This window comes from Chryseobacterium ginsenosidimutans (assembly GCF_039536845.1).
Classification (GTDB): Bacteria; Bacteroidota; Bacteroidia; order Flavobacteriales; family Weeksellaceae; genus Chryseobacterium; species Chryseobacterium ginsenosidimutans_B.
Genome location: NZ_BAAAZJ010000005.1, coordinates 220,905 through 234,139 on the forward strand (window position 1 = coordinate 220,905; position 13,235 = coordinate 234,139).

Genomic DNA, 13,235 nt, shown 5'->3' on the forward strand with positions numbered 1-13,235 from the left:
TCTGAACACTTTTTATTCAACAGGTCTGAATTTTCTAATCCACCGATTACTTTTTTAAAACACCGCCTAAACAAACTCAAAATCAATAATTAAAAAAATATTGATTAAAATTAAAGTCGATTTTACTATTCTGTAATGGCTTTTATAATTTAATTCAAGACTTTTATATATTTCTTTTTAAATATTCAAGTAATTACTGATAATATTGTTAATTTTACATAATAATTCATATTTAATTTCAAAGCCGTACTGTTTACAAATGATTGAAAAAGCTCTTCGATTGATGTTTTTTTTCAGCTTATTTTTTTATTCATTACTCTATTCTCAATCACAGGAAAATAGAAAAGAATTCAAAAATAAAGTTTCCTCGAATTCTAAACTTTTTAATACGAATATCGATAAAGCCTACTCACAGCTCAACAATCTCATAAAAGAATCCAGAACGCTGAAAGATTCTATTTCAGAAATGAAACTGCTGGAAAAAAAATGCCGATATTTTTACAATAAAAATCTGGTCGACAGTCTCATCATTTCTTCCGAAGAGCTACAAAAAGTTTCCGGTGAATATAATAATGTGTATTATGAAGCAATGGGAAATATTTACATTGCAGAGACCTATTCTGTGAATAAATTTTATGATAAAGCTATTTTTCATTTAAATAATGCCTACGAAATCCTACAAAAAGATCAATCGAAAAGCAAGAAAATTTTCTATGCTAAAGCCAATGTTCTAAGTAGTTTTGCTAACGTTTATTTAGATAAAAACGAACCGGAAAACGCTGCAAAAAAAATTCTGGAAGAAATAAAAACAGGAATCGAACTGAAAGATCCAAAAGAATTTGCCAGTTTTCAATATCTGAACTATTCGAATATTTCCAATATTTATTCTCAGTATAATTTGGATTCAGCTTATTATTACGCCAAAAAATCAATCGATATAAAACCTGCGGATATTTCGGAAGATAAATCAATGATAGGCAATTACAGCGTTATTGGTCAGTATTATAAAAATCAGAAAGATTATAAAAACTCCGTCAAAAATTTCCATGAAGCTTTAAAGATTAGCAAGCGAATCGGAATCGAACTGAATATCAATAACATTCATAAATATCTACGCGAAATTTATCAATTAACTAACCAAAAAGACAGTGCCGATTTTTATGAAAATAAAATAAAACAGTACGATTTGCAGATGTTGCAAAGCAAATACAATTCTTTGCAGGAAGTAATCAGTAAAGATAAACAGGAACAGGACAGATCATTCAGCAAAAATCTTCTGCTTTGGGGAATTTCTTTGGTTTTAGTAATCGGAACTTTATTGTTTCTTTATTTTAAATTTAAAAAGAAAAAAACTACAGAAATTAATCAAAATCTGCATGAAACTTACAAAAATCTCATCAGTCTCATTGAAAATCATGATCCCGGTTTTATGTTTGCCTTCGAAAATGCTTTTCCTGAATTTTCTGATAAATTATTAAAGCTGAATCCGGAACTTCAACAATCGGAAATAGAATTCTGCGCGCTTTTGAAATTAAAATTAACGACAAAAGAAATCGCAAAATATACATTCATAGAAACCAGAACTGTTCAGAATAAAAAATACAGACTCAGAAAAAAGTTTGAAATTCCGCAATCGGTTGACATTTATAACTGGATCGACGGGCTTTAATTTCTACAATTTACAATCTCGTTTCAATTATTAATATCTCAAAATTTACACTAAATAAATAATAATTAAACAACAAAATCAATCAATCTAAATAGATATTACATCTCCGTTTTTTCTATCAAAAATTACAACTTCTTTTTCTCAATTTTATAAAATTCATAATTTTCAGACTCAAAACCATCAAAAAGTATGTAATGAGTATGTCATTTATTGATAATTTATGAATTAAAAGAGTGTTTATTTCATGTAACTGATAAATTTGTTGATAATTCTTCACCAAAAGAACCACACCAAAAATCACAATTTATTACAACTGAAAATTCGTAAAAAATTCAACCTTTTTTAAACATTCTTTTATTATGAAAAATAACTCTTTTTTTAATGTCAGAAAAGCTCTTGTGGTTTGTGGAGTTGGTCTGAATGTTTTTGCTAACGCTCAACAATGGGATAATGTAGGTTCTTCTTCTATCGTTTCGGCGGGAGGAACAAGCTATAATAATTTAGCAGTTGATGCTTCAGGGAATTATTATATCTCTTATTATGATGTTTCTGTGGCGAAGGGTTCTGTACAGAAGTTTGACGGAAATTCCTGGTCTTATCTTGGAGGTTCTGCCGGAATTACAACAGGAACGGCAACTTTCAATTCTTTGACTATCGATACACAGGGAAGTATCTATTACAGCAACCAGATCGGTTATCCGGGAACAGGAATGGAGGTTAGAAAATTCACTTCCGGAGCGTGGACATTATTGCCGAATGCAACCTCAAATAGTGTTAATTATCAAGCAACTGCAGTTTCACCCTCCAATACCCTTTTTGCTTACGGTTCAGACGGATCAGGAACTGTGAGAAGATTCAATAACGGAACTTGGGAACAGGTTGGAACAGCGGGTTTTGCAGGTGGCTCTACTTTTGCAGAGATGGTAATTGGTTCTGACAATAATATCTATGTCTGCCAGATTGCAAGTGGTGTAAAAGTTTACAAAATCAGCGCCAATGCATCAAGTACAGATTCCTGGACGTTACTTGGAGGTGCAGCTTTAGGAAACGGATACACTTCGGATAACTCATTCACAGATATTGCTTTGGACAGCAATAATAATCCTTACGTTGTTTATGTTTCAAGTACGGCGGAAGGACGAAAATTAAATGTAAAGAAGTTTGACGGAAATTCCTGGGTACAGATTGGTGCAGCTAATTTTTCGGATACGGTTGTAAATAATACTGCAATTACGGTTTCTCCAAACGGAACTCCGTATGTTGTTTCAAGTATTTGGGACAGCTCGAATGCAAATCATACCAGAAATACGGTGTATAAATTTGATTCAGGTGCGGGAAACTGGGCAAAAGTCGGCGGTGATTTTGTTTCTGACGGAGCGGCAACTTACACAGATCTTGCCATCGATCCTGTGAATAATTTCCTTGTCATAGCCTATACTCAAAGCGGAACGAGAGTGAAAAGAATTTCTCTGAATACACTCTCTGTAAATGATATTAAAAATAATGACAGTTTCGGAATTTATCCAAATCCTACGAGCGGAATCATTTATTTTAAAGATGAAAGAAAAATAAAATCAGCGGAAGTTACGAATGCAGTCGGACAAATTATTAATGCAAGAATGACAGATCAGCAGATTGATATTACCGATGCTCCAAAAGGCGCTTATTTCTTAAAAGTGACATTTGAGAACGGAAAAAATACAGTAAAAAAAATAATTAAAAAATAGAATGATTGATTAAGTTTTAAAGACAATTAGTAAAATTAGGGGAAACTTGGGAATTTCATTTGAAGTTCTCAGGTTTTTTTTGTTTAAAGTCTTTATTAATCGTTCATGACCCATTTTTGGAGGTTAAAAAGTCTAGCTGTTTTTTCACTGTTCATCATTTTTTCACTAAAAGTTAACACATAATATATATTGCCGTTTTATAACACTCTATTTTTTGAAAGATTATTAAAATTTCAAAACAATAAACATATTTTTTTATCATAAATTTCAGATTTAACATTTTCTTTTGAAAGATTCTAAATAAATATAATTTATTCAAACCAATGTGAAAAATATTTAATTTTATCATCAGGAATTAATCAAACAATTAAAGCATGAGAAAATAAAAAGCTAAAAACACCCCTAAAAAACTAAAAACTTTAAACCATTAAAATTCAACGAAATGATTATCAACAAAATCATCACCAACGTCAGTGATTATTACTTCGACGTGTTCATGGCTATATCAGAATCCCTCACAGGATTTTCCGTGAACGAACTGCAATCTACAGGCTTAGCCGAGATTTATTACAGACATATTCTGGATCATATAGAAGCCGCAACTTTCACAGAATTCCTGAATGTTTCTAAAAATGCTCTTGAAAATTCTTACACTCAGGATCAGCTCAACAATGCTATTTCTGCTGATATTCTTGCCAATGCCGCGACTCAGGATATTGCAAACAGCATTATCACGCTTTGGTATCTGGGAACCTGGGAAGGTGCTTATGTAAATGATCTTTCTTACAAAGAAGGATTGGTATGGAATGTTATGCACGCACATCCACCGGGAGCAAAGCAACCGGGCTTTAAATCTTGGGGCGTTAAACCTGTAAACAGCAACGCATGAGCCAGACAGACAAATTACAGCCAAAGAAAGATGTAATCATCGTAGGAACGGGAATTGCCGGATCTTTGATTGCAAAACTTCTGACAGACCATGTTTTTGATACAGAGAAAGGAAAAATGATCCACCGTACCGAAATGAATGACTCAAAAACGTATAAAGAGCTATCTATATTAATGTACGAAGCAGGATTGGAAGCCGGACTGGAGTTGGATTCTGCAACCTCTATGACGACTTATAACGAATATATCCGTAAGTTTTATATGGAAGAAGCAAAAGTTCCGAACTCACCTTATCCGGATTTGAAACAGGCACCTTCACCGAATGTTTTGGATATGGAGCCTATCATTCCGCCGTTTCCTGATAAAAAAGGATATTTGGTACAGTTTGGTCCGATGCCTTTTGCGAGTGATGCGATCAGAGTCGGAGGCGGAACTACCCTTCACTGGCTGGGAACGACACCGAGAATGCTTCCAAACGATTTCAGATTAAAGGAAAAATACGGCAGAGGAATGGACTGGCCGGTTGATTACGATACTTTGAAGCCTTATTATGAAATGGCAGAGTTTGAAATCGGCGTTTCGGGGAATGTTGCAGCGCAGGAATATCCGATTAAGGAAAGCATGGAAGATTATTACGGTAAAGATTATGTCTTTCCGATGGACGAAATTCCACAAAGTTATATGGATCAGCAAATTATCAAAGGATTAACAGGAACTTCAGTACAGTTAAATTTTGAAAACTTTCCATTAATGCTTGTTCCTTCACCGCAAGGAAGAAATTCTACCCCAAATATTGCTTATGGAAAAGCCAAATTAATCAAGGCAGAACCATCAGAATCAGGATATAAATTATCATTAAATAATATCGAAAACGAAGAATACAAAGCGTTGGGCGCAGTCTGGAATCCTTATATGGGAGAACGTTGCGAAGGAAATGCTTCCTGCGTTCCGATCTGTCCGGTTCAGGCAAAATATAATGCCCTGAAAACGCTTAAAAAAGCACTTTATAAGGTTAATAAAAACGAAAATCTGCAAAGAAATCCTCACATTCAGGTTCAGGCGCAGAGTGTTGTTTACAGATTAAGTGTAGATCAGACGGATAAACATAAGATATCAAAAGTTCATTTAAGAAGATATATTTCTAAAGAAAAAACGGATTTTGTTGAAGAAGTTATTGATACAAAAGATTCAGTAGTGATTCTTGCAGCAAACGCTTTTGAAAATCCTAAGATTCTTTTAAATTCAAAATATACCGTTATCGAAAACGGGCAAAAAGTTGAAAAAACCGTTGCCAACAGCAGCGATCAGGTAGGAAGAAACTTAATGGATCATATGGTAATGCTGACTTGGGGATTATTCCCTGATCCGATTTATTCTTACAGAGGTCCGGGTTCTACAACCAATATTTCGTCTTTCCGTGACGGGAATTTCAGAAGTGAATTTTCTGCGTGGATTTCTCCGCTTGACAATTGGGGATGGAGCTGGCCTGCTTTTTCTCCGGGATCAGACCTTTCAGAATTTTTGGGTAAAGGTCTTTTTGGTGAAGAATTGAAAGAAGCTTTGGCGTACAGACTTTCGAGACAGGTTTTATTCCATTTTGAAGTTGAGCAATTACCCAATCCGAACAACCGAGTGACAATTAATAATGAATATCTTGATATTTTGGGAATTCCGCGTCCTGTTATTAATTATGAACTGACTGAATATGAAATGAAAGCTATGGAACAAGCCAAACTGGCTTCTGATCAGATGTTTGAAAGATTAGGCATAGAAGATTTCACAAAATACAACGCAACAGACAACAACACTTTCGTTTACAACAATGTAAGATATTCCTACAATGGAGCGGGACACATCGTGGGAACTCACAGAATGGGACACGACTCCACCGATTCCGTAACGAACAGCTATTGTAAATCCTGGGATCACCCGAATTTATACATCGTCGGAGCAGGAAATATGACCACTCTGGGAACTTCAAATCCTACATTAACATTATCAGCATTCACAATCCGTTCGGTAGAATCTATTCTGCAGGATCTGGAAACAATTTTAAAATAAAAACCAATGAGACAAAGACTTATCAATAAAGCAGAACCTCAAGATAATAATTTATTAAAAAGCTCTTTTGCTAAAAATACAATCGTTGAAGACGCCATTTCATTACAGTCACTATTATTTGATTCAAAAATCAATAAAGAAGATTGGACTGAAGGGTTGAAACACCACAGCAAAACATTAACTAATTTATTGTTAAACGATCAGATTGAAGAATTTAACCAATATTTAAGTTCTCAATTCAAAGCTGAAATTTCAGAAGTACAGCCGATTTCAGAACTAACAGTAAAAAATACCTCAGATTTAAAAAACGGATTGGAAAATCTCGATTACCGTCCGATTTTGCAGGATCTTTTGCAAACTGCAATTTTGATTGAGCATTCTACTATTCCACCGTATCTTACAGCTTTATATTCCATTAAAGACGGAACAAATATTCTGGCTTCACAAATCATCAGAAGTGTTGCCGTAGAAGAAATGCTTCATATGATCATGGTTTGCAACGTGATGAATGCAGTAAGCATTCAGCCATCAGTAAACAGACCTCAGAATTACCCGACTTATCCAATGAAACTTCCAATGAACGTTGATTTTTTCGTAGGTCTGGAAACATTCTCAACAAACAGTATTGCTACTTTTATTGCCATTGAAAGCCCGAGCAGCCCATTGGTAAAAGCTCCGAAATATGACCACGAAATTACCCCTTCAGGATTACTTTCAAAAAGTGCCGTTCAGGAAAATAACTTCTGGACTTTGGAAAACATGAAGGATTTTATGATGCAGAACGTTCATACAATCGGTGAGTATTATGATGTTTTATTCTTCTATATTGTCGTTTTCCAAATCATTGCTTATTACAAAGAACACGGAAGTTTTCCGCAGAATTTCAAGGAATTAAATACTGGAGGAATTTTCACGGGAGATCCTGCAAAACAGATCCGTCCGGAACAATATTACGGAAGCGGCGGAAAATTACACGCTGTGGAATCTTTAGCCGGAGTAATTGCTGTTTTTCAGGAAATTAAAGGACAAGGTGAGGGTGCGGATGATTCTATTTTTGATGTTGATCCTTCACAGTTTGAAGAAGGAGCAGAACTCGCACATTATTTCAGATTTAAGGAAGTTTTCCACGAGCATTTTTATGTTGGCGGAAACTACGAACCATTCATGGATGAAAATGGAATGATGCCTGTCACTACTCCACCTGTCGGAAAACCATTACCAGTTGACTGGAGCGCAGCTTATCCTATGAAACCTAATCCAAAAATGGCAGATTACCAATCAAATCCACAATTATTTGCTCAGGGAAAAGCATTTAATCAAACTTATAAAAACCTGTTAGATGCCATTCAGGCAGCCGTAGAAGGGAATGCAAAAGAATTGGAAAAATCCATCATGTATATGTATGCTTTGAAAGAGCAAGCTGTTGAATTGATGAAACAACCATTAAATGCACAACAAAATGCAGGGCCAACTTTTGAATACCCTTCAAATTAATAAAAACAACCAATAAAAACTAATACCATGTTAAAAAGAAAAAAAGAGATTGTTGAAAATCTTAATGCAAGATTATTAAAAGCTTCACCGGAAGAACAGAAAGGCTACTTGGCTCAATTGATGAATGGTTATTCGAAACTATTGATCGATGATCCTGTAAGACCTTTTAGAGAAGAAAATTTACAGGAAATCGCGAATAATGTAGATTATGGTGTTCTGGCAGCACTTAATGGCACATGGGTAAGCTACAATGCCAATTACAATAAAAACATAGACAGACCATCATTAGGAAGCGGAATCCACACCACGATTATGCCTTCTCCGGGTACAAATCCGGGAACAATTCCCGGGAAATTCAGCTTTGACAGCGAAGAGTATATTGAAAAGTTAACATTCGAAATCGTTCCGGGCGGCGTTCGTAATCGTGGCGGCGCAAGTGAATTATTTTGTGGAGCCGTAAAATATGAGCAAACCATTAAAAGTGTAAATAAACAAGAAGGACAGGAGAATTTACAGTACATGGGTATTCACGAAGAAAACGGAATGTATCTTTGGTTAAGTGATGTCTACAATTATGCCGCGACTGAAGAAACCATAAAAAGAGATCGTGGAATTCACGCTTTTTCTGATGAGGATTATAAAAATTACGGATACAAAGGAGAATACAGAAACGAACCGTTGGTGGAAGTAAGAGACGAAAACGGTAATTCTTCATATATTCTTTTAAGCCAGTTAAAAGAAGGGCAACAATATTATGAAATCATTCCTGCACAAGAAATAAAGCCAATGGATGGTATCACAGGACCATATTTTATTCCTGATTATTCTATCTCAAGAAGTGGAGTTATTCCTCACGGAAGTACCATTACTTTATTGGGAGATATCGCACCAAGTGGGTCAAATTACTTGATTAGCGGCTCCCCAAAATTCCCATACGGTGATGCAACCTGGCAGCCTGATCATCTTGCTATTTCACCGACGATGGGTGGCGCAGGAGCAAGTATTACCAATCCCATCAATCTTGATGAACCGGCACCAGCTTGGGTTCATGAAACATTAACTGATCAAAATGATCCGGGTTCAAACAAAATCTATACGCAGAGAATACTTGCTGATGATCTATATCCGTATTCTGTACGTCCGGATATGCGACTAAGAGACACGTTGAGCGGACAAAATGTAGCCAACTACGTCCTTATCCAAATGTCATCAAAAATGAAAACCGGAGCACAGGGAGGAATTTTAAATGTTCCTTTTGTGAATCGTTTTGTTCCTACTGTTGAAGTAGATTTCCGTCTATGGATTGAAACCGTGATTGAAGATGGAAAAGAAATTCTTCAGCTTCAATACGAACAAATTATATTCTTCGAATTCGATTTTGGAAATGACGGCGGTACGACAAGCTGGCCTCACATTCAGGTAAATACGCTTCGTAAAATGGAGGATATTCCTGCAGACCAGAGAAAAATAATCGAAGAGCAGTTCTTCAACGCTCCTTCTGCAATGAGTATGACAACACCTGCTTCAATTACTGAAGGTGGTGTAAATCCACCTTCAGGATGTCCTTATCACAAAGAGTAAAATTATTCATTCTGTCTTATTAAATTGAGACAGATAGTATTAAACCTTATAGGTTTCAGTAATCTATAAGGTTTTTAAATTTAAAAATTAAAAACTATTTATCATGAAAAATCAACTGCCTCCAATTCCAAATGGATTTGGATTACCATTTTATTATGCGACATTGTTCAATATTGAAGTCGCATTTTTAATAGACAGAAAAAAAGTTTTAAAATATCTGGAAAATACGGGTCTTATTGCCTCAGATTTCAAAGGAAAAGCTTTGGTAAGCTTTAATTTTCAAAATTATACAGGACAGTTTCCCGACGGAGCAAGCACAACACAGGAAATTGAGCTAAATATCGTCTGTTACCCTGAATCCCAAAAAGATACCGTAGCTTTTGTAGCCGCTGAAGAATATCTTCGCGGAGAAGAACAGACAAAATTAATGGGACACAAACGCGTTTGGGTTCCTTGTGACGCTGATATGGCAATCAAAGCCGGAATTGAGCTATTCGGAGAACCGAAATTTAAAACAACTTTTACCACCAATCTCCCATCTTTGAACGTTCCGGGGCAAAACAAGTGGACGGTAACCTGTAACGATCCTAAAGACAGTAAAGAATCTATTTTCACTTGCGTTGCAGATGTTGCAGATCTTATCCCGGAAATGTCTGCCTTCTCTCCTATCACAGAATACGGACAATTTGAGAACAAACTGATCGGCTGCCGCTGGAATATTCTTCAACCGACAAAACTTCATTTTTTAACAAAAGAACAAAGTAAAAAGCGTGTAAAGATGACTTACGGAAATTCTGATCATCAAATGAAGACAGATATGGAATTTCTGATTGGTGACACTCCTGCTTTTGCAGTTCGTACAAGTATGTCGGCTCCCGCTGCGATTCAGACAAGAGCTTATTATATTTAATTTAAACTAAAAACTTTAACCATAAAAACTAAAAAACCATGAATTTAGAAAGTAAAGTGAGAGGATTAACACTTGGAGCCCAAGTTCTTCCTCTTAGCAGAGTCTCTGCATCAGACCTTGGAGCTTTGGCGCCATTAGTAGGCGTTTGGGAAAACATTCAGATTCCCGGCAGTGGAACTCCATCCGGATGGAATACTATTTCGGTTCCGGGACAGGATAAGGGATTTGTTTTCGAAGTGATTCCTTATTCAGAAACATTAACGTTCAATCCGGTTGTAGTACAGGCAGGAAATCGTGGTCCGGTTGTAAACGGACAACAGGTAGAGCAAATGATCTTTGGCTTATTATACGAACAACAGATTGTAAGCGAATGTACAACCGATTTTTGCAACGAACGCGGCTTTCCTCAAGGCTCGACCATTCACGTAGAAACAGGATTATTTTTAAATATCGGAAATCCAAACGGCGGTTATACTATCGCCCGTATGTCTACAATCCCTCACGGAAACTCGTTACTGGCTCTTGGAAGCTCTATTGAAACAGAAAATCCGGGGACAAATTTCTTTAGTCCCGCCTCTTCAATTCCTACCATGCTGAATGGAGACAGAATCAATCAATTAGGTTATTCTGATCAGATCATCGGAAATCCACAATTTGCGGCATTCAATCAGATCAATCCTAATGCTTTTCTTCAGTCTACATTAGAAAGTTTAGTCGGAACTACGGGTGGCGTAACCAATATGACTGTGATAGAGATGTCTACCAACACACCGGATGCCAACGGAGGAATTTTGAATATCCCGTTTATACAGACCAATGTAAACGCTACAAAGATGGACGCCACTTTCTGGATCGAAGACATCACAGACAGCGAAGGAAACGCAGATCAGATCTTGCAGTATTCACAGACAATCAATTTAGTTTTCCCTGCCACAGGATCGGCGCAACCTATCAATTGGCCCCATGTTACCATTAATACAATGAGAAAAAGACCGGAAACTCAGATGCAATTTAAAAGTTTAGACACTTTAGATCCAACAGAAGGATTGACAGCAAGTGATATATAATTTTTACAATATAAAAACCTCCAGATTTAATTTGGAGGTTTTATATTTAATTAGTCTATTGTTGACTTCTTCAATAAAGAATTAACCAATAGAAGAATATTTAATTACAATAAGGTTTAAAATCAGGCAATTAGAGCTTATTTTTTTTTAAATCGTTAATCCGTGTATATTTTTTACCTGCGCCATTACAAACGTACTGTGTGTACTTCCGATGGATGGTACAGAACCCAATATATTGAAAACAAAATTCTGATATTGTTTCATATCTCGTACATAAACTTTCAGAAGAAAATCAAAATCACCGGAAATGCTGTAACATTCTGCAACTTCCTCAATTTCCATAATTTCCTGTTCAAATTCTACCGCAAGATAACTGTCATTACTTTTTAGTTTTAACTGACAATATACTGTAAACCCAAGATTAAGCTTTTCAGCATCAAGAATAGCAGCATATTTTTTGACATATCCTTCCTGTTCAAGTCGTTTGACCCTTTCAAAAACAGGCGATGGTGAGAGATTAATTTCTTTAGCAAGTTCTTTTACTGTAAGTTTTGCATCCGTTTGAAGCAATCTGAGTAATTGCAAATCTTTATTATCTAGGTGTTCCATAGAATATTATTCTTTTAAGCAATAGTATTTACTCAAAGATAAAGAATTTTATTCTTTATAAACACAATTTTAAAGTTTATTTCACCTAATTATAGTCATTTTGTTATTTATTTATTCTTTATGTCTATTTTTACATCAATCGACACACACATGATGATAAATTAAATTCATTGAAATAAATAAAAAGTAATAGGGAATATTTTATAATAGGGATCACTCAATAAGTGGGTGGTCTCTTTTTCAAACTTTTAAAATATATTGATCCGATGATCTCACTTAAAAGTAAAAAAATATTTTCATTAAAATAGAATTTAAAAAAGTTTTTACTTAATTAAATAATCTTAGGGAGAGCAGCTATACAAATGTACAGCTGCTTTTTATTTTAAGATTTATACATTCAATAATATTGGTTTATAATCCTTCCGGATAGCATTTAAAGAGTTTTTATCTTCAATTTTACATTTTCTTGGATGAATTTAAGTGAGTATATGCCTAATCTGATGTTCACAAAACAGAAAATTATTCTATCAATTATTAAATTTTATTAACATTAAAGAATTATATACTTTATTACGATTATTATAAAGTATAATTTGCTTTTTTGACAACTAATTATCACAAATTTATTCTTTATATCTATATTTATGCAAAATAAATAACCATAATACAATTATGTTTTCTTAATTATTTGCGGTTAAATATATGAATGTATTTGCAGTATAATATAATTTTTACGAATTATTCATTCACAGTAATATAGATGCTTATTTAGCAACTGAAAATAGTATTCATAAAAGTTGATAGTTCAAATTTATTTTCTTGAATATAAAAATTATATCAAGAAGCAGAATAGTTGCTGTAACTGAGAACCAAGCTGAGAATTGTAAATGTGATTATTAGATCATGATTGTAATGAAATTACCTGTCATTTTTCTTAATTACCGTTTTTTACTGCAAAATAAATGTTAGACTGGATCTTTTCGAATAATAGTTATAATCAACAAGATTTAAAATAAACTTTCACCTATGAAAAAAAACTACCCCTTTCTGCTTTTCATTATTTTACTCTCTCTTTCGACCAGACTTTGCTCACAAACCTATCAGCTTACAGGAGTTCCTGTAAACACTGCCGGGTGGACTATGGTTGCTCCCACAGTGGTGGGAACAGGTGGAGATTTCATTCAGCTTACTCCGGATGTTAACGATAATTCCGGATCGATTCGTCTGAA

At 34.9% G+C, this 13,235-nt stretch carries 10 protein-coding genes; 9 read left to right on the forward strand and 1 reads right to left on the reverse strand.

Going from position 1 to position 13,235, the window contains the following annotated elements; translation table 11 throughout:
* Positions 1-259: 259 nt before the first annotated feature.
* The 8 genes from ABD745_RS08005 (at position 260) to ABD745_RS08040 (ending at position 11,397) form a co-directional block, all read left to right on the forward strand.
* Positions 260-1,669 carry a helix-turn-helix transcriptional regulator gene (locus ABD745_RS08005; RefSeq protein ID WP_344827797.1) on the forward strand — a complete coding sequence of 470 codons (1,410 nt, stop codon included), beginning with the start codon at positions 260-262 and terminating at the stop codon, positions 1,667-1,669.
* 359 nt (positions 1,670-2,028) lie between these two features.
* Complete coding sequence (locus ABD745_RS08010) at positions 2,029-3,396, forward strand: T9SS type A sorting domain-containing protein (protein ID WP_344827799.1); 1,368 nt, start codon at positions 2,029-2,031, stop codon at positions 3,394-3,396.
* A 442-nt stretch (positions 3,397-3,838) separates the two neighbouring features.
* Positions 3,839-4,285 (forward strand): sugar dehydrogenase complex small subunit, encoded by a 447-nt coding sequence (locus ABD745_RS08015; protein WP_344827802.1) that lies wholly within the window; start codon positions 3,839-3,841, stop codon positions 4,283-4,285.
* The gene (locus ABD745_RS08020; protein WP_344827805.1) at positions 4,282-6,345 is read left to right on the forward strand and encodes a GMC oxidoreductase; all 2,064 of its coding nucleotides are present in this window, start codon (positions 4,282-4,284) and stop codon (positions 6,343-6,345) included. The genes ABD745_RS08015 and ABD745_RS08020 overlap by 4 nt, the downstream gene beginning before the upstream one ends.
* Before the next feature lie 6 nt (positions 6,346-6,351).
* Positions 6,352-7,839, forward strand: coding sequence for a ferritin-like domain-containing protein (locus ABD745_RS08025; protein ID WP_344827808.1), 1,488 nt, complete (start codon positions 6,352-6,354; stop codon positions 7,837-7,839).
* Between the two features lie 27 nt (positions 7,840-7,866).
* Positions 7,867-9,420: a peroxidase, FMP-type gene (locus tag ABD745_RS08030; RefSeq protein WP_344827811.1), complete on the forward strand. Its 1,554-nt coding sequence runs from the start codon at positions 7,867-7,869 to the stop codon at positions 9,418-9,420.
* Between the two features lie 103 nt (positions 9,421-9,523).
* Positions 9,524-10,330: a hypothetical protein gene (locus ABD745_RS08035; RefSeq protein WP_344827813.1), complete on the forward strand. Its 807-nt coding sequence runs from the start codon at positions 9,524-9,526 to the stop codon at positions 10,328-10,330.
* 38 nt (positions 10,331-10,368) lie between these two features.
* The gene (locus ABD745_RS08040; RefSeq protein WP_344827816.1) at positions 10,369-11,397 is read left to right on the forward strand and encodes a heme-binding protein; all 1,029 of its coding nucleotides are present in this window, start codon (positions 10,369-10,371) and stop codon (positions 11,395-11,397) included.
* A gap of 147 nt (positions 11,398-11,544) precedes the next feature.
* Here ABD745_RS08040 and ABD745_RS08045 read toward each other — a convergent pair whose 3' ends face one another.
* Positions 11,545-12,006, reverse strand: coding sequence for an Lrp/AsnC ligand binding domain-containing protein (locus tag ABD745_RS08045; RefSeq protein ID WP_047402257.1), 462 nt, complete (start codon positions 12,004-12,006; stop codon positions 11,545-11,547).
* A 1,026-nt stretch (positions 12,007-13,032) separates the two neighbouring features.
* Between ABD745_RS08045 and ABD745_RS08050 the strand changes: the two genes are divergently transcribed.
* Positions 13,033-13,235, forward strand: a 203-nt coding sequence (locus tag ABD745_RS08050; RefSeq protein ID WP_344827820.1) for a hypothetical protein, incomplete at its 3' end; no start/stop codon positions are given.

Coding starts and splice junctions, on each gene's coding strand:
- ABD745_RS08005 (WP_344827797.1), top strand. CDS start 260: ATGATTGAAAAAGCTCTTCGATTGATGTTTTTTTTCAGCTTATTTTTT.
- ABD745_RS08010 (WP_344827799.1), top strand. CDS start 2,029: ATGAAAAATAACTCTTTTTTTAATGTCAGAAAAGCTCTTGTGGTTTGT.
- ABD745_RS08015 (WP_344827802.1), top strand. CDS start 3,839: ATGATTATCAACAAAATCATCACCAACGTCAGTGATTATTACTTCGAC.
- ABD745_RS08020 (WP_344827805.1), top strand. CDS start 4,282: ATGAGCCAGACAGACAAATTACAGCCAAAGAAAGATGTAATCATCGTA.
- ABD745_RS08025 (WP_344827808.1), top strand. CDS start 6,352: ATGAGACAAAGACTTATCAATAAAGCAGAACCTCAAGATAATAATTTA.
- ABD745_RS08030 (WP_344827811.1), top strand. CDS start 7,867: ATGTTAAAAAGAAAAAAAGAGATTGTTGAAAATCTTAATGCAAGATTA.
- ABD745_RS08035 (WP_344827813.1), top strand. CDS start 9,524: ATGAAAAATCAACTGCCTCCAATTCCAAATGGATTTGGATTACCATTT.
- ABD745_RS08040 (WP_344827816.1), top strand. CDS start 10,369: ATGAATTTAGAAAGTAAAGTGAGAGGATTAACACTTGGAGCCCAAGTT.
- ABD745_RS08045 (WP_047402257.1), bottom strand. CDS start 12,006: ATGGAACACCTAGATAATAAAGATTTGCAATTACTCAGATTGCTTCAA.